1 protein-coding gene is annotated in these 531 nt (G+C 54.0%); it reads left to right on the plus strand.

The features are described from left to right. Nucleotides 1–103: 103 nt before the first annotated feature. Nucleotides 104–531, plus strand: a 428-nt coding sequence (locus tag HMPREF2596_RS03185; RefSeq protein ID WP_083324977.1) for a type IV pilin protein, incomplete at its 3' end; no start/stop codon positions are given.

A 531-nucleotide genomic window follows, 5' to 3' on the forward strand; every position in this document is an offset into this window, starting at 1 on the left:
GGGGGGAATAAAGCTTGAACCAGTGGGGGCTTTACATTGGGTAAAGGGATAAACGGATAGCCTCTTGTTGGATAGGGATATAAAAGATAAAGGGAATAAGGATATGTACTTAAAAGCATTTGACGGAAAACGGAATGGGGCAACTGTGCAGAGGGGGTATTCTTTGGTACAGCTGTTGGTGGTGATGCTGCTGGTTTCGATCTTGGCAACGGCAGCCTTTACAGCCTATCGGGAATCGGTCCGTTCGGCCAACCTGCGTGCGGCGCATGCCGCGTTGCTGGAAAATGCGCGCTTTATGGAGCAGTTCTATGCGAAAAAGGGCAGCTTTAAGCTGACGTCGACGAAGTGGCCGGAATTGCCGGTGAAGGAGGCGGGCGGTTTCTGTATCAGGATGAGCGGTCAGGCTAAAGGTATCCTGGAGGGTAAGTTTACCTTGAAGGCGGTAGCGCTGGACAGGGAGGCGGAGCCGAGGGTGCTGCGCTTGAACGAGTCGCTGACGGCGGTGGTGTGCGGGAAGATGAAGGGGAAGGG

This window comes from Neisseria sp. HMSC078C12, from assembly GCF_001838065.1.
In the GTDB taxonomy this organism is placed as follows: Bacteria; Pseudomonadota; Gammaproteobacteria; order Burkholderiales; family Neisseriaceae; genus Neisseria.